The 21,559-nt window shown below is 40.2% G+C and carries 20 protein-coding genes; 5 read left to right on the top strand and 15 right to left on the bottom strand.

Annotation, left to right across the window (positions count from 1 at the left end; all coding sequences use genetic code 11):
- Positions 1-102: 102 nt before the first annotated feature.
- From NSU15_RS08940 to NSU15_RS08885, 12 genes are all read right to left on the bottom strand, one after another.
- On the bottom strand, positions 103-462 hold the full coding sequence (locus NSU15_RS08940; protein WP_076119297.1) for a hypothetical protein: 360 nt from the start codon (positions 460-462) through the stop codon (positions 103-105).
- 134 nt (positions 463-596) lie between these two features.
- Positions 597-878, bottom strand: a complete 282-nt coding sequence (locus NSU15_RS08935; RefSeq protein WP_076119295.1) for a type II toxin-antitoxin system RelE/ParE family toxin — start codon at positions 876-878, stop codon at positions 597-599.
- Positions 879-1,115: a hypothetical protein gene (locus NSU15_RS08930; protein ID WP_249923525.1), complete on the bottom strand. Its 237-nt coding sequence runs from the start codon at positions 1,113-1,115 to the stop codon at positions 879-881.
- Between the two features lie 101 nt (positions 1,116-1,216).
- Complete coding sequence (locus NSU15_RS08925) at positions 1,217-1,801, bottom strand: restriction endonuclease (protein WP_076119293.1); 585 nt, start codon at positions 1,799-1,801, stop codon at positions 1,217-1,219.
- A 270-nt stretch (positions 1,802-2,071) separates the two neighbouring features.
- Complete coding sequence (locus NSU15_RS08920) at positions 2,072-2,956, bottom strand: GIY-YIG nuclease family protein (RefSeq protein WP_076119291.1); 885 nt, start codon at positions 2,954-2,956, stop codon at positions 2,072-2,074.
- Between the two features lie 51 nt (positions 2,957-3,007).
- Positions 3,008-3,736 carry a hypothetical protein gene (locus tag NSU15_RS08915; RefSeq protein WP_076119289.1) on the bottom strand — a complete coding sequence of 243 codons (729 nt, stop codon included), beginning with the start codon at positions 3,734-3,736 and terminating at the stop codon, positions 3,008-3,010.
- A 167-nt stretch (positions 3,737-3,903) separates the two neighbouring features.
- On the bottom strand, positions 3,904-5,211 hold the full coding sequence (locus NSU15_RS08910) for a DUF2399 domain-containing protein (RefSeq protein WP_339289971.1): 1,308 nt from the start codon (positions 5,209-5,211) through the stop codon (positions 3,904-3,906).
- Between the two features lie 23 nt (positions 5,212-5,234).
- The gene (locus tag NSU15_RS08905) at positions 5,235-9,440 is read right to left on the bottom strand and encodes a TIGR02680 family protein (RefSeq protein ID WP_339289969.1); all 4,206 of its coding nucleotides are present in this window, start codon (positions 9,438-9,440) and stop codon (positions 5,235-5,237) included.
- Positions 9,441-9,454: 14 nt separating this feature from the next.
- Complete coding sequence (locus NSU15_RS08900; protein WP_339289967.1) at positions 9,455-10,624, bottom strand: TIGR02678 family protein; 1,170 nt, start codon at positions 10,622-10,624, stop codon at positions 9,455-9,457.
- A gap of 3 nt (positions 10,625-10,627) precedes the next feature.
- Positions 10,628-12,142 carry a TIGR02677 family protein gene (locus NSU15_RS08895; protein ID WP_339289965.1) on the bottom strand — a complete coding sequence of 505 codons (1,515 nt, stop codon included), beginning with the start codon at positions 12,140-12,142 and terminating at the stop codon, positions 10,628-10,630.
- A 223-nt stretch (positions 12,143-12,365) separates the two neighbouring features.
- The gene (locus tag NSU15_RS08890) at positions 12,366-12,698 is read right to left on the bottom strand and encodes a hypothetical protein (RefSeq protein ID WP_339289963.1); all 333 of its coding nucleotides are present in this window, start codon (positions 12,696-12,698) and stop codon (positions 12,366-12,368) included.
- Positions 12,699-12,727: 29 nt separating this feature from the next.
- Complete coding sequence (locus NSU15_RS08885) at positions 12,728-14,386, bottom strand: DUF262 domain-containing HNH endonuclease family protein (protein ID WP_339289961.1); 1,659 nt, start codon at positions 14,384-14,386, stop codon at positions 12,728-12,730.
- A gap of 204 nt (positions 14,387-14,590) precedes the next feature.
- Here NSU15_RS08885 and NSU15_RS08880 point away from each other — a divergent pair, with 204 nt between their 5' ends.
- On the top strand, positions 14,591-15,466 hold the full coding sequence (locus tag NSU15_RS08880; RefSeq protein ID WP_339289959.1) for a hypothetical protein: 876 nt from the start codon (positions 14,591-14,593) through the stop codon (positions 15,464-15,466).
- Between the two features lie 49 nt (positions 15,467-15,515).
- On the opposite strand, the gene NSU15_RS08875 is transcribed toward NSU15_RS08880, so the two are convergent.
- Positions 15,516-16,994, bottom strand: a complete 1,479-nt coding sequence (locus NSU15_RS08875) for a recombinase family protein (protein ID WP_339289957.1) — start codon at positions 16,992-16,994, stop codon at positions 15,516-15,518.
- Between the two features lie 46 nt (positions 16,995-17,040).
- A complete protein-coding gene (locus tag NSU15_RS08870) occupies positions 17,041-17,289 on the bottom strand; it encodes a recombinase family protein (protein ID WP_339289955.1) in 249 nt (82 codons plus the stop codon).
- A 101-nt stretch (positions 17,290-17,390) separates the two neighbouring features.
- Here NSU15_RS08870 and NSU15_RS08865 point away from each other — a divergent pair, with 101 nt between their 5' ends.
- Positions 17,391-17,627, top strand: a complete 237-nt coding sequence (locus tag NSU15_RS08865) for a hypothetical protein (protein WP_339289953.1) — start codon at positions 17,391-17,393, stop codon at positions 17,625-17,627.
- Positions 17,628-17,751: 124 nt separating this feature from the next.
- Here NSU15_RS08865 and NSU15_RS08860 read toward each other — a convergent pair whose 3' ends face one another.
- Positions 17,752-18,105 carry a helix-turn-helix transcriptional regulator gene (locus NSU15_RS08860; protein WP_339289951.1) on the bottom strand — a complete coding sequence of 118 codons (354 nt, stop codon included), beginning with the start codon at positions 18,103-18,105 and terminating at the stop codon, positions 17,752-17,754.
- Positions 18,106-18,129: 24 nt separating this feature from the next.
- Between NSU15_RS08860 and NSU15_RS08855 the strand changes: the two genes are divergently transcribed.
- Genes NSU15_RS08855 through NSU15_RS08845 form a run of 3 tightly spaced genes read left to right on the top strand, consistent with a single transcriptional unit; the run spans position 18,130 to position 21,308 of the window.
- The gene (locus NSU15_RS08855; protein WP_339289949.1) at positions 18,130-18,288 is read left to right on the top strand and encodes a hypothetical protein; all 159 of its coding nucleotides are present in this window, start codon (positions 18,130-18,132) and stop codon (positions 18,286-18,288) included.
- Positions 18,289-18,307: 19 nt separating this feature from the next.
- Positions 18,308-19,747 (top strand): recombinase family protein, encoded by a 1,440-nt coding sequence (locus NSU15_RS08850; RefSeq protein WP_339289947.1) that lies wholly within the window; start codon positions 18,308-18,310, stop codon positions 19,745-19,747.
- Positions 19,731-21,308: a recombinase family protein gene (locus tag NSU15_RS08845; protein ID WP_339289945.1), complete on the top strand. Its 1,578-nt coding sequence runs from the start codon at positions 19,731-19,733 to the stop codon at positions 21,306-21,308. The genes NSU15_RS08850 and NSU15_RS08845 overlap by 17 nt, the downstream gene beginning before the upstream one ends.
- The last annotated feature ends 251 nt before the right edge of the window (positions 21,309-21,559 follow it).

Below are 21,559 nucleotides of genomic sequence, written 5' to 3'. Positions count from 1 at the left end.
TAGTCCAATCTCCATTCAAGTCAAGAAAATTAGAAGAGGCTATGTATCGCGAGTTGATTTGATCTCGGTCGATCTTGCTTATTTCAACCATTATCATGTCTTCTACATTTCCCTCTTTATCCAATTCCCAGCCTCTTTTTTTGTAAAATTTTTCAATCCTATAAAAGCGAACTTTTCATCTAGAAAATAAATCTTTTCGTGAAGATCCGGTAACCATCGCATTTCAAATCCATGTTGGCTAAGCAGTTCAAGCGCTGCTACATTCTTGCTTCCATTCACATATTCAGCCCCAGGTGGCACCGTGACAAGAGAACGCTTTTTGATTTTAGTAGGTAGACTCCTACTTAATTCATTAACAGCTTGCAAAGTTACATAAAGCGAAATATTGGTAATAGAACGGGTACTTTTCGCTATTTGTTCAACTATTGACTTATGGAACGAACCTCCCAAGAACTGGCTCATAGAGATTAGCCTCCTCACAGCAATCATATCCATCGATAAATTACCTTTCATTATTCGACATGAAAAATAAATTACCTGCAAGCAGCCTTGATTTCAGGCACAAAAAACCGACTCCCAAATGAGTCGGCTGTTGATCAGTATTTAAGATTGCGTTGCATCGCACCGTGCTTGAATGCTGTAATCACGTATCGTTCACCATTATCCAGCACTTTATAGGACACGATATAACGATCCACGATGCAATAATAGGTATTAGGGAATTCTCGTGACGGTAAGATCGTCCCCATACTGATAACTTTATCTTCTACGCGTCGAATGAGATTGATCTTGTATTCCATCGTTTCTTGTTCTGTGTAATGATCGCTCTTGATTTGATGGAGCCTGTGCACTGCCGTTTCGGTCCATTGAACAATCAATTACAGTTCACCACGCTTTACCGCTTGGATCAAATCATTTGTTGAGTAAATTTTCCCTTGATTTATATCCATTTCAGAAGCTTCGATCATTTGTCTGATTTCGGGATCGGAATCCAGTTCGTCAACGGGATTATATACTTCATATTCCATACCAGCGATACGAATAAATTCTTTACGGTCTTTATGATAGGATTCGATAACGGTGCCGTCAGGAGCTTTTAGACTAAAATTTATCATCTTCACCCTCCTCAGATGTTTTCGTAGTAACATCGTAAGCATTAGCTTTATCCTCGAATTATAGCATATCACTCGTTGTATCTCATTAGCAAAATGCGGCTTTAAATTTGTGAAACAGGACTCAATCCAGTAATACTTTCGCTTTTTGTTTCCAGATGCCTAAGCCACAGTTCCACTAACTGATTGCCATTAATGAGTTCTATGCCTAATCCTTCTGCATAGGTATATGCATTATGTGTAAACTTACCCGTTGTCACCACATATCCACCCACGGCATCCTGCTTAATCATCTGTGAATGAATAATTGCGATGGGATCAAAACCAACCGGATTAAAATCGTTGTAGCACTTTACTTGTCCTAGGTATAGTCCCTCATCAGTATGTTCCACAATGTCAATCCCAAAATCACCAGAACTTCTTGTAACTAATGTAGTGCCACCGCGCACAGACTTCATGATATCAGCCACAAAATGTTCGAACAGTAAAGGATCTTCCTCTTTATCCTGCTCCAAATCGCGCTTAAAGCGATTAAACAGACCAATACGAATCGTTTCCTTCATATCTTCATGAGATGAGAACGCATCGAGTGCATTCATTCGGTAACTCTCCAGCAACTTCTTCTGACCGAAATACAAATATAATAAAAAAGCCATTGCTATAAACAATAAGCTAAATAACATTGTCATTTATATCACTCCCTCTAGTTCTCATCCTATCCAACTCATTAGACTTTCAACCATTTGAGTGGATGGATTCGGATCACTCAACCGACTGCTAATTATGGATGGAAATATCGGTATGGTCAAGAAACTAGTCTTGTACACGCAATTAATTGATTAACTAATGATTAATACTATACGACAGAAACTTCCTACCAAATGAAAAAAGGCTAGGCTGCGATTAGCAACGCCTAGCTTTGATATAATCTATTAAAGATTGGAGTTTTCAAAGGATTATTAGCTACTGTACTTTCTTTCCTGGTTTTGTTTGTAAGTCAAACCATCGGAATCTATCCACTCCATTGGACCTGCTGCAGATCGTCCTAATATTACTGCAGCAGCGGCACTAATACTTGAGAAAATTGCATTTTCTTTAAATACATACAAGTTATCATTATCCGCTAAAACATTCGTTTCTACTAGCTTCTCTCTGAGCTTAAGATAACCCTCTGGCATTGAATTTTGTACCTGCTTCAAACATTGCGAGTTCTCTAATACAACGAATCCTTCTTCAGTTTCAATTAGCCTTGCTTCTGCCAATTTGCTTTTTAAATAGTACATTTTTGAAGACTCAGACTGTTGCAACTCGCTTCGAACATCGCTTGATGGTTTATAAACAGCTGGAACAAGGAACATAAAATTAACAACAGGCAGAATCAATTTGATTTGTTCCAAATAATCTTCCATATCTGATCGGTCAGCTTCCGGCAACGTGGTTAGTTCAGGATTCACACTATTATCAATCTCAGCAGCTTTAGCCCCCCGAGCTAATCCAATAAGCTTGGATTCAAGATACTTAATATGCGACTTTGTTAACATTTCATCTTTACTTACGAATGCTACCAGTTCAACAAAATCCTTCTCAGAATTGGCAAGATGCTGCTTCAACCTCTTCTTGAGATTTTCCGCCTCTCCAATATACACACGTTCATTAAAATTGTCGCTGTTAGGCATGGATTTGAGAATATAAACACCAGGACGCTCGAATTCATCACGGTCCAGTATTTTAGATAATGAAGACCGCTGTGAGTAGATGGCTTTCCCGGACCAATTGCCTATCTCGATCGTTCTTGGACCTGTTGCCAATCCATCAATTAAAAATATTGTAAGTTTCTTCCCCATTTTGATCTCCTTTTAATCTATTATATTTTCTTTTTATATTATATTTTCAACTCAATATTGTCTCCCTAACTTCTCACCAAAGGATGAATCTATCACTAGGTCTGCATTGCTTCCCAGTAATACGGATTTTAGCGATGCAATTGCCTGATTCTTTAACGCAAGGTCCGTCCGCCATCTACGTGGATGTGAATAGTGTCCCTTATTATCAATCGCACATACCAAACCAGATATGCCCTCCGACCAAGTGCGAACTTGTTGCATCTCCTCATCAAAAGCGCCATTTACAAAACCCATAATTACAAAAATAGATTTGTCACACTCATTCATAAACATTTCTCTACTATGAGTTATTGGATCTTCAAGCAACGTTAGATTGGTAGATGAAAGAGCTTTTTTAGCTCGATTGTGATATATCTCAGCCTTTTGACCATCTGGCTGACGGATATTAGAAAGATTATACACTCGCAATATCCCATCCGGTTTAGATCGTCCTAAAGCTTCATAAGCGCTGTTTATCACTTCAATAACGTTCTGCATAGTAAGATCCGGAAAATCACTAGCCTCAAAAGTATCCACTGAACCTTTACCGCTTTTAAATGCTTCCCATTCCGGTACTTTCTTAAATTCAAACTTACCGGGATTAGTCATAACGACCATACCCAGCAACTCATTGGATTCTCCAAAATGAATTACTGTAGTGTGCCTTATTAATAAAATTTCTTCTTCATGTAACAGTCGATTCATTGAAGCTGTAACACGTTCTGGATATTTTCTTACCATACGCAACCACCCTTCATGATAATTCATAATTAAATGTAAATCATAATGACCTACGTAGAAACAAAGGCTGTGAGGTGACATTGATGAATAATTCTAGTGTTTCAGCATTTCCCAACTCAGATTTTACTCCGATTGCTTTTTACTTTTGGCTCATTAAAAAGTTTCAATTAAACATTCAGTGCGTTTTTAATGTCTTTAATGTATTCAGGGAACAAACGCTCTTGATACGCTGCGCAGTTTCGTTCTTGCAAAAGCTGCTTTAAGGGCAGTAAATGTTCATTGGTTACAAATTGCAACCGAGATTCGTTTCTTAGCGGCACATCCGAAAGACTACTCGTATAACTCTCAGTATCAAAGCGCCAAAATTCTAATTTATGTCCAAGCCTGCGACTGACGTTCTCGGCAATAATAAGACCGTCCACATCGTGGTCTCCGGAATAATAAATTACATCAGCGGTTTGAGACAATTTATCGAGCAACTTAAGCGAAGCCAGGTTCAATTGACCATGCGTACATAAGATACTCGGAAAGTTATCCCCTTGAATAAAACAATCAACAAGACTAGAAAACAAAGAGGAATTTTCAACAACAAAAACGGTATTTCGATAAGTTTCAACTCGCTTTAAACGAAGCACATCGCGAAGAGGTAAGTTGATAAATGTTTTTTCCTCAATTGCGGCATCCAGTACAAGAAAGGAAGAGTCATCACTCTTATATCCACGGATTCCGAAACACGACACTTGGTTAAGAACATCGTCTCTCCAAATGCCAAAAAAATTTAAAATCTCAGTCATTTCTTCGGCGCTAGGTTGCGATTCGTAGCTTTTCACATCATCATTTTCCAGTAATATTTGAAGAAAAGAAATAAAAATACGTCCCGCTTCTGTATCGAGATCTAGAAAATGAGGATTTCCATTGATTCCAGATGCGAACAGCGGAAGTCTGACCGGTTCATCCAAAGGAAGTTTGGAAATAGCAATAAACACAGCAGGCAAAATGGAACTTAGTAACGATTTGTCTCGCTCATATAGCAAATGCACCTGTGCGCTACCGAGGAACCTCGATTGAATTCGGTCGTAAATAATATCGCCCATAGCACTCTTGTAAGGCAGGTAGCTATTTTCAAAAAAAGAAAACTTAATGGAGCTAAGTATTTCTCTTTCCTTTTTGTTAGTTAAAATCGGTTTACCAAAATAAGATTCTAATAGGGTAAGGAAAGGGATGTGACCGTACAGCGTTTTGCTGTATTCCTCAACAATTTTTTCAACAGAAATGGTAGCTACGCCATTAGCGATTTTAAGCGGTTTGGCTAAAAATCGTTCAATAGCGTTAACTTCATTTGGCTCTATAGCTTTCAATTTCACGGTTCCGCTTAACGCTTGAAGACCTTTGTATCGCTTTAAAATAAGGGGAAAGAGGCGGTCAAATCCCCTTTCCTCCTTGAAATATTGTGTGGCTTCTGCAATAGTTGGCATGGTTACTTCCTCGTTTACATGATTTAGAAAAGAACAGCTTGTTCGTCCACTACTTCAAATGTATCTTCCGGCATAATGTCATCGATTCTTTCCGCAATAGAGATTTTCCGGATGCCGTCCCACTCGTATTGAGTGGTGATGACATAGTTTGCGTTTTGTGGACGGGACAAGTCGTAAATAGAAAGATGTTTCACTTCAGAAAAACATCCCCACAACGCTTGCGAATTCAAGGTGTAGTCAAAATCGAACATTTCGATAATCTTGAAGGTTTCTTCGATGTTGTTATCGTCAACGCCTGCGAATGCTTCGTCGAGTGCAAAAATACGCGGGGCATCATCGCCGGCGCTTTGAAGTCTAGCGTCGACAGCTGCAAGTAGCGGCGTATACATCGCGAGCGCCTTTTCGCCACCACTGAACGAGTTGAAATGTTTCGTCTGCATTTCTTTCATGGACTCGCCTGGTTTTTCGTACTTGATGATGATTTCATACCATTTGCGATAGTCCAGAACAGATTTGATTACCTCCAAGAACTGCACTTTACCATCAGCCTCCATGATTCGCTTCGCCGCATTTACCTTCGAACGGAAATGCTGAGAGATACTGAGTCGGTCATGATCGGCTAGTAGTTTGGGGTCGCGTTCGAGCAGTTTGACCAAATCTTCGGTTTTTAGTTCGCCTTCTTCTTGCTTGGTAATCGCTTTCCATTGGACTTGGAACCTCAAGCCGCTTGAATTTTTCGCTAGTTCCATAAAAGCATTGATGCGAGTAACCCAATCATTAGCACTGCGAATCTTGATGCGAATCGTTTCGCCAATGGAATTAATCATAATATCTTCGAATAGCTCGCGGTCCTTATCTGTGAGTGTTTTCTTTTGCATATTAACGTAGCCTTCGAGTTTCGTACGCAATTCAGCAGGTGAAAGCGTACGAAGTTCACCATCAATTTGAAGTTGAAGCGTAATTTTTGAGAACTGCGCTACCGATTTGAGCAGTTCTACGTTTGCTTGTTCCTCTTCTGGAATGTTCGTGAAGTTAACCGTGTAAGGAACTACTTTTAATTCTGCATCATATTCGATTAAGCTCATGCTCCCTGAGGCAAAATGTTTCGTCAACTCGTTATTCACTTGAGACTTTTCCTTTTTGTCGAGCAGAGCGCCAAACTTGTCATAAATTTGTTTCGCCATCATCTTGGTATCTAACGTTTCATCAAGCTCACATTCCGAAGCATTTTCTCGTACATCTTGGACAAAAATCACTTCCCATGCCGAGCAAAGCTCGTTGTAAAAATGAATCGTAGATGTAAGTGAAGGCAGGGATTCAACCAAGGTTTCAATTTTATTCTGAATGCCGCCCACATCCCTCGCAAGCTGACTTATTTCACCCGGCAAAGATTGAAGTTTCGCGATGACTTCCGCGATGCGCTTACGTACTTCTTCGGCACCGCTTAGTTTCAATTGGTCTTCAAGGGACTGCATATATTTCGATGTGCGGTCTACCTTGTTACGGATGGTAAACAATTCTCCCCTTAAATCCTCAAGTTCATTTTCATACTCTTCTTTATTATCTTGCTCGGTGTGCAGGGAACTCCGTTTATCAGCAAGAGCACGGAAATCGCTTTTGATGTTCGTCAAAAGAATTAAATAATAGTTGGTGGCATCAATGGCTTCTACGAACGCCTTCTCCGTAAGTGGTAGGCTTGTGAAAGCAGCCATTGCTTTAACAGACAATAGTAGGCGCTCTAGTTCGGCTGCTAGTCTATTATATAACTCCGTCTTGTTATCCAATTCGGATTTGAAGAACTGCGTAATAAATTTCATTTTCTCTTCGTACTGACTCTTTGCTGTTTTTAACGCATTAAAGAACGGGAGAGAAGAAAACTCATTTGAAATCTGTTGATTCGTTTCAAGCCATGCCATTTTTTGCGAATGAAGCTGTTCGAGTTCGTCTTCAATAGTTGCAATTTCGCCTTGAATGCGGACAATCTCTTTTTTACGAAGCAAATCACGAGCCGTTTTACCAATAAACTTTGCGTCGCCAAAAGAAGGAGAGGTTCCTTCGACGATACCGGTTTTAAATTCGCCGGAAGCTGCGACGAAAGTTTGGCTTGTTTGGTCAATTGAAATGCCCATTAAGACAGAAAGTATATCGGTATCAGAAACGTTGTCACTTGAAACAGCGGTCAAATATTCGGTCAAATTGCGGTCACATTTGTTGTTGCGTGAGAGTACAACACTGTTTGTTTTGGCTTTATCGTAAGCATGAACAGGAACAATAACTGCGTTAAGCAAATCAAGCTCAATAGCGACCGACTCAATATTTGCTTTCATTTCCTCACTCAAACCTTCTTTAAACTCAACCGCCGCCCAAAATGGGATAAAGGGAATACCCTTTTCAGTTAGCCCTTTGAATTGCTCAGCCTTAACGTAGGGTATATATGGCTCAATTTCTTTGTTATTTTCAAGGTCACTAAGGTTAGCTTCGAGCTCCGCTTTTCTCAACTCCAAGGATTCCATCAGGTTTTGAAGTTTAATCGACTCCATTTGTGCATGTTCAACCTGAGCGTCTTTCTCAATCAAAATCGGATTTCTTAATTGCTCGTCTGAAACAGAAATCAGGTACTCCGGAAACATATCGAGCGTTTCTTGTATCGCCTCATTGCTTACAGTCAATGTGCAAAGCGATTCAAACCAAACCGACAACTCTTTCGCGCCCTCTTCTCTCTCCCAATCATAGGTGTCAGCAAGTTCCTTGAGAAGTTCGCGTTCTTCGTTGTAACGGATTTGTAGACTCTCGATTTCAGTTTTCAGCGAATTCGTTTTATCTTTAAGAGACTCATATTCTTTAATCTTTGAACGTGTCGTCTGTAGTAGAGACAGATATTTTTTTGAATCCCGCTCCCACATGGAAAAGTCATAAGCGGGATCATCCGCGCATTTTTTAAAATGGGGGAGGTACTGCACGTCATCAAAGCCGGTGTCCTCGGACATATCCTCAAGTTCCGCTAAATGAGCATACATTTCTTTTTTGGCGGTGTAAATTGCATCTTCGAGTTTCCGAATTTTATCAATCGATTTCGAAACCAGATCGTTTTTCATGTTAAAGCGCTCTTCTTTTGCAAGAGCTTCTTTAGAGAACTGCGTCAGTTCCCGTTCGGCTTTATCCAGATTGCCTTGTAGTTGAGCCAATTCACCGCCCCGATATTCATCATACTCTCGGTTTAAAACTTCGAGTTCATTGCTTTTACTTGCCTTTTCAGCTTCCTTCGTTTCTTTCTCAGCCGATTTAAGGCGAATTGTATTTTCTGTTTCCTTGAATTTCTTGGCGTGGCTTTCTAGGATGCGTTTATTGTCGAGATAATACTTCGCTTTCTCAGCAAATATGTATCGCTTGTATTTGGCATATTCAGTTGCTATACTTCTAACCGCTGCCAAGTCCTGCTCATGTTTTTCGATGGTTGTTTGAGTTTTGTCCATGGATTCAACGGTAACGGTAAGCGGAGATATTTCCTTGTCAGAAATGGGCATAAGCGAGTTATGTAGAACTTCTTTGAGTTTGTTTGGACCAGCTTCACGTGACAACTTCGGGCTTTTTAGCTGCGTCAAAACTTCCGTGAACATCTCTAGATTCGAAACATCAGGGAATTTGAACAAATGACTGTTTATGAGCGCGGCGTAATGCGATTCATCAACCACTGTGCCGCTGTTTCCAACAGCTTTAACAAATTCCTCGCGGGTCAGTGGTAGCCGTTCCCATTTGCCGTCCAACTTTTCGCGCTTGTAGACGGGAAGCGGATTTTCTCCTTCGTTAATTCTACGGGAAGGGTCGTGAATCACGAAGCCCCACGCATTTTTTAGACGCTTGTCTTTGCGTTTTGAATGAAGACCAAAGCCAGTCGTCATATATTCCTCGCTCTTATCTCTTTTGTACTCAATGGCGATATAACCAATCCGCTCTTGAATATCGCGATTCACCGATTCTTCGCCCAGCAGGATTTCATAGAGTTTCCTCGCCGAGGAACCAAAAGGGTCAAGTCTTGATGGGGATTTATTCCCGTCGAGTAAAAATGTAAAGAGTGATTGCATTGTAATGGATTTTCCGGAAGCATTGTGTCCCCGGAAAAGGATGCGACCATTTTTAAATTGATATACTTTGTACGGATAGTACCAGTAGTTGCACAGTATAAGCCTATGAGGTTTCCATCTGTTAGTTTCCTTTTTGAATACAATCATGAACTGAGCCCCTTTTAGGATGTTATTTTTTCGTCGAAGCGAACCGTAGCGTCATACAGCATGAGTCCGCCATCATCTAATGGGCGAGCCAAATTCCATTTAAACAGAAATTTAGTTATGGTCATAATTAATTCATGAACGCTTTGGGCTTTTAATGTGGCTGTCCATTTACTGCTTTTTTGTTCGATAAGTGTACGAACAATGCCTTCTATGAGTGCCACAGATAGTGAGATTTTTCCATTTGCTGGGGGATTAATAGACTCGTCAATATAAAGACTGCGAACTTCGCTAGCAAATTGAACGACCAAGTTGGATTCCGCATTGTCGGCTGGAAAAGTAAATTCATTTCTCCGGCTGGTTCTTCGTGTGAGCATCGCAGTGTTGAGATATAGTTCAAAATTCATATCGTAATATTTATCCGCGTGGTCACCGATATGGTGACCGTAGGTGCGCAAGTAATCAAACTCCAGCCCCTGCGCTTCATCTTTATACATCACTGGCTCCAAAAACAGCCGTCGGTACATTTTGTGTTTGGTTTCGATACCAAGTCCCTTCTCTTGATCCGTTTGCATCAAAATAACATCGTCTAGTGAATTTGCCTTCGTAATATCGAAGCCAAAATTACGAATAAAATATTTACCAAGACCGGTGCTCTTCAAAAGTGCATCGTTAGAATCTGAATTTCGAAATCCGTCCAACTCTCTGTCGACCACAATAATTAGATGTCTTCGTTCCGCCTCTTTCAAAACCCGAATTAACGATAAACGATTGTAGTACCCTTCTGCTTCTTTCCAAGTGATGAGTGTCGTTTCAGGGAGTCCGTCTGAGCCGATTCGTTCCGGAAAATACGAAACGATTGCTTCGCAAACATCCGATATTGTGAATTGCTGTGTCGTTTTGCCTTCTAGGAAAGCGAGCAAGCAGAAAAAGAAAACATAGTCTTTGTTTTCTTTAAAAACTTCGATGCCCATATCCGGGTGCGGCGTAAGCTGAAATTTCTCAAGCTTCGCAAAGTCGCTCCCTACAACGAGTTTAAACCGGAATGTATCTTTAAAGTAGGTCCGAAGCTCGTGTTCGTATTGTCTGATGTAAAAAAAGAGCTCTTCGTTTTCGAAACGCAGAACCCAAAAATCATCCAACAGCCGCTGAATACATTCCAAGTATTCATCCGTAAGTTTCTTCATCGTTTATTTCACCTCGCTAAAGGTAAATTCATAATCGGGTAATTTTAGTATCCCATCAGGAGAATGCAGTTCGATAATATCATCGCTTACGTGCGCAAGCTTAAACTTGACGCCATGTTCCGTTCTTCCTTCGCATATGTTCGAATCTTGCATCTTGGACAACATCCCCTTGTTTATCCAGGTCAAGATAGCATTACGAATGAAGGGCTCAACAGTACCTAATTCGCGAAGCGCCAAATAGTTACAATTCAGCAGCTTTTTTATTTCTTTTTCTTCGTAATCCTGTTGTGCCTCCAGCATTCGTTTACGTTGCAACGCTTCTTCACCCATCGCCGGAACTTTTAGGCTACGCTTTGTTTGTTTATCCGTAGGCTGCTTCGCCCGGTATGTGATGTCCACTTCTTCTGGCTGACAGTCCCAAATCGTATATTTAGCGGAGTCTGTTTCTTTTCCGTTTGTTTTGAAATGTTTAATGTTATCGAACCCAAAAAGAAAACTAAATAATTCACCTGCCTCTTCCAGGTTGTTTTGTTGATGCACTATTTTAGCCAGGTGCAAATAATCGGTTTTGCGATTGCGCGTATAAAATTGTCGTTCAGCAGCTTGCTGCGCAAGTTTCGTAACACGCACAATCGAATTATTCGTTCGTCTTTCCAATTGCCGCACTTTGCTTTCTTTTTCGTCTCTAGAGATGAACCAGTGCGTGACACCTAGCCAGATTTCGTCGTACGCCATTTCGAAGTCACTGTCAGGAATAACCTCCGTCTTCGGAATTGTGCGTTGAAATTGAATTAAATATTTTTTCAAAATAGCAAATCCCGGATCTTCAATATCCCGTAGGAGCTGCTCGATGTAAGGCGCATTTTTCTTTAATCCAATAATAAAATTAGTTAAATATGCCACAAATTCGTCTTTAAAGACAATAAAGGCATCCGGCTGTGCCATAATCACCTCTAATTTTTCTGCATTTATGTGGGACAAATACATTGAGGCATTGTTATCTAATTTCAAAAATTTATCGAACATATCTTCCCAAACTTCGTTCAGGAAAATTAAATCTTCTTTATCCATGTTTTTTCTTCGGCTAAAATCACGAAGTCTATGCAGTGCGTTGTAAAGCTTCTCTGGAAGTGTTGGCTCCAACGAGGTGCCGATACGATGAAAGTTTTTTTCGAATGACGTCAGCATTTTTTCGATTTCAAAAGTAAAATCCGTCAAGACAAATAATCTTCGATTTCTTTTGAACTCTTCAATGCCTTCGACTTCAGTGTTATCCGGAATCTCTGTCAAATTGTTACTCTTCACAAGTGCGTTTAAATCGGCGAACAACTCTTCCATAGTGTAATCGCCGAACTGAGGGTATTGTATCAAATAATTAAAAATTTCGTTTGGTAAAACTTCGGTATTAAAAATACGTTTTTGTTCGTACATATACCTTATGATTGGGCGATAACGGTACGTTTTTTTCGTAGATAAATAGGATGCTTCCTTCACATCCGAAAACAAAGTTGCGTCCATACGCGCCTGCCTTTCATCTCATTAGTCTATTGAAAATAGGTAATCATATATAGTTAAATAGTACCATATTTTCACAATGTAGGGAACATATCCCCGACTATAATATTTGTCTATTCGACATTAGCCCCATTTACTCGTCTTACTTTATTAAGATTTTAATTTAAAAGGACTGTTTCGAAATACCAAAAAAAGCTAAGCTGCCGATAAGCAGTCTAGCTCGATCTTATTCTACTTCAGATAGTGAAATATATGCCACAGGATTTCCTGCCCCAAATTTCTTTAGCAGTTGATCTTGAGCACGTTGCAATTTTTGAATAATGTCAGAGCTCGCCACGTTACCTTCAAATAGCAGTCTCCCTTTAAGTTCTCCTTCTTCTACAACTCCCCAACTAGTGGGTTGATAAACACACTCGACCTTGCCCTGATTGATACCTACTGCATACTTAATGTATTTGATACGCTTCTTGCTCATTCTCCAATGCTTTCGTGTAGCTTCATAATGATCTCGGTCTATAAGACCTTTATGGATCTTAAATAATACGATTTCTTCTTTCATCTATGACATCTCCATCCTATGTTTATTACTTACAGCTTCCAGATCCCTGCTGCGATGCCAGCTAGCTTTTCTGTCCGTTCCTGAATTGTTGCGATATCCCATTTCGAGTAATTCATCAGTTGTTTAGTCATTACGATCAATGATTGCTCATAATTTTTCTTTTTTTCTTCAAAAGGATTATTGGATGCTGAGATGTTTAAGCTTGAACCAAGTAGAGTCAGATTCCCAATTTTATTAACATAGACATCATGTAAAGCTGCATCATTCCCCAAATACGTCTCCCAATCTCCGTATTCTTTTTTACTACTCTTGGATTTGATCGTTTTTGGCATAATATGCTCGATATGGACAAAGGATCGGTTTGCTATGGTTTTTTCTTTACTGAAGTTTACATGGTAATCCTCAATCCGCTCCAGTATGTACTTGCATTGATCATCTTGTCTAAAGTTCTTCGTTTTTAAATTTGCAACAAAATCTGCGTCCGATGGAATATAGTCAGCCCTTGTCAGTACCCCTTTTACATATTCTACACAACTAGTATCAACTGGGGTATTGAGCGCCAAATGATTAAATATTGGATCTAAGTTGTTCGTCGACCAACTACAAATAGCTCGCCTCAATGCAAATGTCTCAATTTGGTTAAGAATGGATACAAGTTGCTGTTCAGTCACTTGGTTTTTGAGTAATTTCAACAAGAGTGTATAGCTGGTCGCTGCCCCAATTGCGTTTATCGCTCGTAATTTTTCATTAACGGATGGATACTTTGTAGTGGCTGTACATATTTGATTATAAAAAACGGCGTACTCTTTCAGTTCATCTACCATATCTACAATAGAATCTGACTTATCAACTACGGTTTTATATCGATCATATAATTTATTAAACGAAAATATGCCATCTGTTTTGGACAACAATACTTGTCTAAAGAAACGAAGGTGATCCAACTGACCAACAAGCTCAACTATTTCATCCCAAGTTTCAACGATATCATCAAGTTCATCTTCGGAAGTACGAGCAGCTTTACTTAAAATATAATTTTTAATCAGGTCTGCTGCCGAGAGAGATAATCCTCGATCATTCAGAGTTTCAAATAATCTAAATGCATCCTTATGAGACATCACCTGGATTAAAACTACCTTCAATGATCCAGTTATCGTCTTTGCTAATTCGACCAAATCATTTTGCTCGAAAAAAAGACCTTTAAAAAATTGATAAGCCAAATACATATTCGAATTCGTCATCTCTTTTATTTTCCGATCAACAATTGTTGCAAAATCATCCCTGTCTAATTTTCCTGGTATAAGCTTCGGTAAGTTTTTATTAAACATGGTAGAACTATGTAAATATCCATGAAGAGCCTCTCCGATCGATACTTCCTGTACTCCTCCGCTCTGGATCAAACTGTCACGCAAAGCAGCAATAAGCAAGGAAAGCGTAGTTAATCGTTGTTGCCCGTCAACTACTTCAAATTGATTAATTTCAATATTATGCTGAGGATTAATAACCACTATAGAACCAAGGAAGTGGTCTTCCCCAACTTCTATGTTCTGAATATCATTCCATAAATCCATCCATTGATCTTTGCCCCATAAATATCTTCTTTGGTATACAGGGACAATAAACTGTTCATTTCCAACCGAAAATAAACGCATTACCGACATTTCATTAGCTTCTATGGTTTTCTTCAATTATAATCACCTCTCTCTAGTTCAATGGTAATAGATTAATAGGGAACATTCGACATCGCCGCCTTTAAAACCTTCATATTTGAAAATTCCAAGCGTATACATAAAACAAGGAACATTGACTATAAAGTTAACTTCAATAACCGGTTAACCTCAATCATATCAACGGTTACTTAGTTAACCATTCCAAGGAGCTGTGTAGAAAATATGGCAGATCCAACATTCGGAGTTAAGATTGCTCCAGAACTAAAGGAAAAGATCGATCAACTCTTCAAAGATTCGGACTTCAGCACACAAAAAGAGTGGTTCCAGCATATGCTCTCTATTTATGATTTACACCAGTTAAGAAATCAGGACGGTAGCAAACGATACGCCAACGACTTGGACTATATCGTACAGAACCTAACACGCGTTCAAGAAACCATCGTACAAATGATGAAGAAAACAGCCGATGATGCAGCACATCAAGAAGCCGAATCAATAAGAACATTTGATGAGCTAAAGGAGCAACTTCGACAAAGCGATCAGTTGTGTAAAAGTTTAGAATCAAAACTAATTGATACAGAAGAGTTGACAAATCAGCACAAGAATAATCTGACGGATCTACAGAAGCAAAGCGGCGTACTTGACGATCTCTGCAAAACATTAAAGAAATCCCTGCTTGATAGAGAAGCCGAAATAGATGCTCTAAAACATGAACGAGCTCAGTGGGTATCCTCTGACTATCCTGCTACAATCCAGAGCCTAACGACAGATAATCAAGCCCTCAAGCAACAATGTCAGATGCAGCAGCATCAGATCGATCTTCTGCGCATGGAATATGAGAAAAAACTAGAAGTGGAACAACTAAAATTGGAGTTTGCCAAGAAAGAAACTGAGTTTCTCCTATTGTCTCAGCGTAAAGCGCCCAAAGAAGATCCTAATGTCACCCCCCGTAAAAGAGGACGTCCAAGAGGTCAACAACAATTAACTATAGACGACCATGAGATCCACTTACCCGAAGATGATGAAGGCTTCGATTTCCCAGATAAGTATGAAGATATTGAAGAGATGCTTGGCTACGAACCCCCGATAGCTGAATAGGAAAGAAAGTAACCCCCTTCCAACTTGGAGGGGGTTACTTCATTCTTGCTTATAACGGCTGTAGTTTAATTTCAATATCCTCATCCCCGTGAACGATCACATATTGTATCAACGTTTGAATAATCCCCTTCGCTTGCTCGACCGGCAGCAAATTTATAGCGCTAATGATATTATTCACTTTATCGTTTAGCTCTTTCTGAACCTCACCCATATCCACTGTCTTGACTTCACTATGAGACATTCTCTCCAAATCAGATAATATTTCATCCAATCTAGTCTTCTCTTCGTTCAAATCGCCTAATTCAATTAGTCCAGAGGTGTACGCTTCGATCTTCCGCTTATAACGTGCTTTTGCCGTGTTTACCTTATGTTCTAGCTGCTCCCGCTCACCTTTCACGAACGATTCCTTAGCCAAAACCATAAGTAAGCTGGAATTATCTTCAACGAGCTGTAATAAACCTTCTTTGAACCATTCCTCGACAGAATCTGCCCTATATTGCCTGCTGGTGCAAGTCCCTTTATTCTTATTAGCTGAACAACGATACACCCGATATCTTCTGGCAAGAGAACCCGAAAATCCGATGCTCATACCCGAACCGCAGTTTCCACATCTCAGCATGCCCCCCAGCAGATGAGGGCTTGTTTGTGCTCTTGGAGCCATGGTAGTCTGCCCCATTCGCTTCTGCACACGATACCACAGCGGTTTGTCTATAATGACAGGTAGACAATCTTCCACGTTTACCCACTCCGATTCATCCTTGTCTTTACGTTTTGATTTGCTCGAATCTATCCGATTCCAGACCAATGTACCTTTATAAGCGGGATTCGTTAACATCAACTTAATGGCTCGAATTGACCACTCTTTCCGCTGTCTGGATGGAATACCCTCCTCGTTTAATCTCTTTGCTATAGAATAAAACCCGAGCCCCTCATTCAAATACAAGTCGTACACCCTCCTTACTATCTCCGTTTCCTTTTCATTAATCACTAAGGACTTGTCCACTAGGTCATACCCATACGGGCTTTGCGTTAACCATTTCCCAGTAGTAGCGGCGTGAAACATATTTTCAAATACGCGTTCCCGAATTCGCTCCCTCTCAAACTCCGCAACAGCCCCTAGAACTTGCAGTGTAAGACGACCAGATGGAGTGTTGGTATCAAATGATTCGCTAATGGATACAAAAGATACCTCGAAATTTTGGAACATGTCGATTATATTAAGTAAATCTAATAATCTTCTACTCATCCGATCGAGCTTGGTAACCATGATTCGAGATACGCTTCCACTCTTCACTGCATTCAGTAATCGTTTTAGCTCTGGACGATCCAAGTTTTTAGCTGAATAGCCATCATCGACAAAAAGTTGAACCTGATCAGTCCAACCCATTGCCCGACAATATGCTGTTAACCTTTCTTGCTGTTCATCCAGTGAAACACCCTCTCGTGCTTGTTCATCCGTTGAGACCCGGCAGTACACAGCCACGAATCTGAGGTTAAATGTCTCATCTTCCCTTTGTTTTCCGCTCATGACTTCACCCCTTATTCATACCTATGCCTGTCCTGTTATATATATGTTAAATCACCTCATGATCCAAGTTTAGTAATCGTTTTAACTCTAGACGATCTATTTTTTTAGCCAAATAACCATCAGCGGTAAAAAGCTGAACCTGAACCATCCATCCCATTGATCGATACAAAGATTTCAACCTTTCCTGCTGTTTATCCAGTGAGACAGCCTCTCGTGTTTGTTCATCTGTTGAGAACCTGCAGTACACAGCCACATGCAAGTTACACGCCTCGTTTTTCCGTTGGTTTCCGCTCATGACTCACCTCCTATTCTTACTTATCCTCTCCTGTTGTATATAACTAAAATCAAGGGGTTGTCCCTTCAACCTTGCCGCATAGAATAGATCGAGGTGATGTTATGGGACAACTCAAAGTCCGCTTTACAATTGAGCATCATGAAGAACAGAGCAGCTTTTCATCATTGACTGACCTGCAAGAGCACTCATTCTCAAAGCTTCTATTGAGTCGCCTCAACGATTTCGAAATTCGTCTAAAACATGCAGCAGCGGACATTTGGCTACAGCAGAAATTCGGCAGGGACAACCGTTCAAGTTACCAAATAACAATGGCGCAAAATGATCCAGTTCAGAAATGAAGTTTGAAACGCCAAAAGCCTAACTCCTTGTACAAGGGTTAGGCTTTCCTCTTCATTGGGAGCTTATTCATTATCGTAAACACTTATTTATTAATATGAATACTTTCCCAATGTTTGGGACAACTTAATGGATGTCACATGATCCGACTGTGAATAGCTCAACTCCTTGTTCCACCATCGTCATCAAGTAATCAGCAGCAGTCGGATTGGTACTTTGCAAGTCCAACAGTAACTCACCTATGCGCTCAGTACGCCACAGTGTAGGATCGTTCTCGGAAACATCTTTGTCAATAATCATATGTAGTTCTTGTTGCAACTTACTCAATATTTCTAGCTGAATGGTCTGTGTTTTACCCGTTTCCAGATTGCTTAAGTACGCGGGTGACACCCCTATCTCTTTGGCAAACTCATTCAGCCCAACCCCTTTCTGCTGTCTTATCTGCCTTAGCTGTTGTCCAAAATCGCCCATCTTCATCATCACCACCTTAGGAGGAATAACACCTTGAACCGCAAAAGAACACGTACCACTGAGTTACAAATTTCGTCCATTACTCATATCCACGATCCGCTCGCCGCTCGAAAGTGGATGGAACTATACGTCGATCTATTGAAGAAGCAACTTATCGCCGAACATGTTGACCAAACCCCTGAAGAGGAGTGAATAAGCAATCAAAACGGTATTGTATGCTCGATCTTCTATTAAAACGCAGGAGCATTCCATTGATATGCAAAAGGCTCTTGCTCTTGAAAAAGTCAAAGCGAAGGGCTTCTTATTCGACGATCTATATCTAGATGAAGCTGTATCGGCAAGAAAGACCGAGATTGACGAACGACCACATTTAAGTCGTTTAATTCACGACATAGAAAGTGGTCTAGTCTCAACGGTTTACGTTTATAAGCGTGATCCTTTAGCCAGAAATGTTGTACAGTCGATGGAGCTATTTGAACTGTTCCGTTCCAAGCAAATCACGGTTGTATTCACCGCCGATAATGAAATACCGATCCAATACTCTCCAGCCGGGGAATTCTTCGAGCTGATCATCGCAGGTTTCAATCAACGTGAAGCCAATCAGATTGTTCAACGCATCAAAGAAACAAAATATACGATGACGAAACAAGGGAAACATGCACAAGGACGGATTGCTTATGGCTACGTTGTAGATAAGGACAAGAATTATGGTCAACATCCGGATCAGGCAAAGACGATCTATAAACTCTATAATGCGATTATTAAGACCAAATGTGGCACATTTTCGGACTTTGTTCGAGATATACAGCGACATGATTGGTTTCCTACCAAGTGGGATTACAATCGAATCCAAAGTTTGATTGGAAACACGATTTATAAAGGCATTCGAAAAATCGAGGAATTTGGTGAGTATGTTGAGATTGAGAATGAAAGGCTTCGTATCGTTGACGAATTAACTTGGAGTATGGCACAGGAAAGAATGAATAATCTTATCCAAACTCGCTCTCGAAAAACCAGTCGAGCCCCTATGATTCTTGATGATCTGCTATTTTGCGGCAAGTGTGACAATGCCATGTTTGGCAAAGAAATAACGGATGTAAGTACAAGGAAATATTACACTTGTAAGAAGCATAATTACATCCGTCTCACTCCTGAGTTGCTGGAAGAAATGATTTTGGAGGAGTCTACAAAATTCATCACAGCGCAGTTTCAAACCTACTTTCCTGAACTGTACCAGCTAACACATGGGGACCTGATTCAGTTCTACAAAGACTCTATTGCTGAGAGCAAAAAGGAGATTCAGATATTTAAACAGAGACTTTATGAAGATACTGCAACATGGCTTCAATCCCCAACACCAGATTTACAGAATATATTATTATACCTGCACAATTGTATTCGTCGGGAAGAGGAGCTGCAATATTATTACCCCCTGAAGCTTGACGAATTGCAGAAACAGTTCCATCTAATAAAGGAGCTGCAACAATCAGTTGATTTAACAACGGAGATTCTCTCTTATAACAATAGCGAACGAGAAGAGTTCATTCGGGACATTGTCTTTCGAATCGAAATCGACTATCCCTCACTTCGTATCCAATTTCGGGATCCATTTAAGGGAAAGGTTGTGAATATAAATGTTGGCGTTAGCTAATCTTATACAGCCTGGGATGAGGGGCGCTTTTTACGGACGCCATTCTACGGATAAACAAACGATGGAAACCCAGCGGTCTATGGCATATGAATTTGCCAAAAAATATGGATGCACAATAACCCATGAATACGAAGATGCTGGCGTCTCCGCTAGAAAAAAGAAGTTAGATGACCGAGATGGAATCTCCCTTCTTCTTAAAGAAGCGATTGACCGCAAATTTGATTTTGTCTTGATTAATCATCATGACCGTATTGCACGAAATCCGATGGAGCATCAGATGATTCGAATGATTTTAGCCGGTTACAATATTCCAGTTGTTATTAGCAGCTCTGAGAGTTTGTATGACTCTGGGGATTTTATCGTTGATCTCATCAAGGATGGAACTTCCAAAATGGAAGTCGATAATACTCGAATTCGTACCCGCGATACCTCTAAGAGTATTTTATTAAAAGGAAAATGGACTGGTGGTAAAGCACCTTTTGGTTACCGCTATGACAAAATAAACAAAACCTTTTCTCAATGCGAAGAAGAGTTAACAATTGTAAGGAGTGTGTATAAGTTATACCGCAATCGAGAAGGTTTCCAATCCATCGCACATTTAATCAGCCATGAATCTGGTAAATCCATTAGTAAAGCAACTGTACGATGGATTATAACGAACCCATTTTACGCTGGTTACATGTCTCATCATCGTAAATCCGAACGCTCAAGAAATTCAATTACTCCAATCGAAAACTGGTTAATGATTAAAAGTGATTTAATCGAGCCCATTATGAGCTTGGATGAATGGAAAGAAAACTGGGCGATCTTCGAACAGAGAAAGACCGGAAATCTCAATCCAAAAATGTACAAAACGAGCTTCTTTCTAAGCAATCTGCTGAATTGTTCAGTCTGTAATAGTATTTTGATTGGTAAAGATCAAACCACATTTGATAAGAAACGAAACAAGCATTACGGAGAAAAGTGGTATTGTTGCCCGACTTGCAAATATAAAATCGAGTCATATCGGATGCATTCCGTCATTGATGCTGTATTGAATAATTTGAAATCTCAAAATCTAGAAACCGTTGGTTTGGATGTATATAACGAGTTGTTGAAAGAGCGTCTTCTCGTTACTGATCGATTGAGTAGGACCAAGATCGAGTTAAATGAAGCAGAACATCAACTGCAAATGGCAGAAGATCAATCCAAACGCCTCGCGTCATTAGTGAAAGATCTTGAAACCAACGACGATAACACCAAGATGGTTCAAATCCTGACTTTGCAGAAACAACACCTTTCCTGCCAGATCAAACAATTGAAAACAGAAATTAATCAGTTAGACAAGAACACTCACTACCTCGAACTGATCGAGGGGAATGAAGATGAAATCACGCGCAATATTAAATCCATGAGTATCATGACAAGTGACGACAATAATAACGATATCCGAAAAATGATTACCTATCTGGTTGTGCAAGCTACATTTACTCCCAAAACCATTGATAGCAAGAATGTAGTGACCCTTGGAGATATAGCCATCCAAACCAGAAGCAGCCTTGTAAGAACGACCATCAGTTAACCGACTGTCTTAACTAAGACGGTCGGTTTTTTAGTTGTCACGGTTAACATTTCCGGTAGTGGACAAGTTCTCGGCTATTGGGTTAGCTTGTCCTTCGCGGGTGCCAAAATCTCGGTAACGAGATAGGCACCCGATCGGTAGCCTACCCGGCTACCGAGACAAAGTGCCTAGAAAGTGCTTGTACACTGGGATTTGTCCGGTTTATTTATTCACTAGTATGGACAGGATTTTAGGATGGTAAACGTTTCTCG

It is taken from the genome of Paenibacillus sp. FSL E2-0201 (assembly GCF_037963325.1).
Classification (GTDB): Bacteria; Bacillota; Bacilli; order Paenibacillales; family Paenibacillaceae; genus Paenibacillus_AQ.
The sequence above is the reverse complement of the archived record's forward strand: the minus strand, read 5'-3'. Positions and strand labels throughout refer to the sequence as shown.

What these genes read in the sequence shown, in the direction of transcription:
- NSU15_RS08925 (WP_076119293.1), bottom strand. Translation starts at nt 1,801, where the DNA reads ATGACAATGTTATTTAGCTTATTGTTTATAGCAATGGCTTTTTTATTA.
- NSU15_RS08920 (WP_076119291.1), bottom strand. Translation starts at nt 2,956, where the DNA reads ATGGGGAAGAAACTTACAATATTTTTAATTGATGGATTGGCAACAGGT.
- NSU15_RS08845 (WP_339289945.1), top strand. Translation starts at nt 19,731, where the DNA reads ATGTTGGCGTTAGCTAATCTTATACAGCCTGGGATGAGGGGCGCTTTT.
- NSU15_RS08900 (WP_339289967.1), bottom strand. Translation starts at nt 10,624, where the DNA reads ATGAAGAAACTTACGGATGAATACTTGGAATGTATTCAGCGGCTGTTG.
- NSU15_RS08905 (WP_339289969.1), bottom strand. Translation starts at nt 9,440, where the DNA reads ATGATTGTATTCAAAAAGGAAACTAACAGATGGAAACCTCATAGGCTT.
- NSU15_RS08910 (WP_339289971.1), bottom strand. Translation starts at nt 5,211, where the DNA reads ATGCCAACTATTGCAGAAGCCACACAATATTTCAAGGAGGAAAGGGGA.
- NSU15_RS08940 (WP_076119297.1), bottom strand. Translation starts at nt 462, where the DNA reads ATGAGCCAGTTCTTGGGAGGTTCGTTCCATAAGTCAATAGTTGAACAA.
- NSU15_RS08915 (WP_076119289.1), bottom strand. Translation starts at nt 3,736, where the DNA reads ATGGTAAGAAAATATCCAGAACGTGTTACAGCTTCAATGAATCGACTG.
- NSU15_RS08875 (WP_339289957.1), bottom strand. Translation starts at nt 16,994, where the DNA reads ATGAGCGGAAAACAAAGGGAAGATGAGACATTTAACCTCAGATTCGTG.
- NSU15_RS08870 (WP_339289955.1), bottom strand. Translation starts at nt 17,289, where the DNA reads ATGAGCGGAAACCAACGGAAAAACGAGGCGTGTAACTTGCATGTGGCT.
- NSU15_RS08860 (WP_339289951.1), bottom strand. Translation starts at nt 18,105, where the DNA reads ATGATGAAGATGGGCGATTTTGGACAACAGCTAAGGCAGATAAGACAG.
- NSU15_RS08890 (WP_339289963.1), bottom strand. Translation starts at nt 12,698, where the DNA reads ATGAAAGAAGAAATCGTATTATTTAAGATCCATAAAGGTCTTATAGAC.
- NSU15_RS08895 (WP_339289965.1), bottom strand. Translation starts at nt 12,142, where the DNA reads ATGGACGCAACTTTGTTTTCGGATGTGAAGGAAGCATCCTATTTATCT.
- NSU15_RS08865 (WP_339289953.1), top strand. Translation starts at nt 17,391, where the DNA reads ATGGGACAACTCAAAGTCCGCTTTACAATTGAGCATCATGAAGAACAG.
- NSU15_RS08880 (WP_339289959.1), top strand. Translation starts at nt 14,591, where the DNA reads ATGGCAGATCCAACATTCGGAGTTAAGATTGCTCCAGAACTAAAGGAA.
- NSU15_RS08930 (WP_249923525.1), bottom strand. Translation starts at nt 1,115, where the DNA reads ATGATAAATTTTAGTCTAAAAGCTCCTGACGGCACCGTTATCGAATCC.